Annotated in this window: 1 tRNA gene; it reads right to left on the bottom strand. The window is 46.7% G+C overall.

From position 1 onward, the window contains the following. Positions 1 to 77 (bottom strand) — tRNA-Ile (locus tag KI809_RS20415). Between the last annotated feature and the right edge of the window lie 182 nt (positions 78 to 259).

Here is a 259-nt window from a genome sequence, read left to right as displayed (position 1 = left end):
TGGTGGGCCTAGGTGGACTCGAACCACCGACCTCACGATTATCAGTCGTGTGCTCTAGCCAGCTGAGCTACAGGCCCAATCCAATCAGTGATGAATACTCAATCACCAAAATCGTGCCTGGCAGTCATCGCTAACCATTCATCTCTTAGAGTTTAAAGAACAAAAACCTCGATTCAGCCGAGGCTTGGACTTTCAAAACTAAACAGTAGACGTCATGTCAATTGTGGGATTGACCTGGATTACCATGACCAGCATCTTA

This window comes from Geoanaerobacter pelophilus (assembly GCF_018476885.1).
GTDB classification, from domain to species: domain Bacteria; phylum Desulfobacterota; class Desulfuromonadia; order Geobacterales; family DSM-12255; genus Geoanaerobacter; species Geoanaerobacter pelophilus.
Note: the sequence above shows the minus strand (reverse complement) of the source record. Positions and strands in the feature narration are given on the sequence as shown.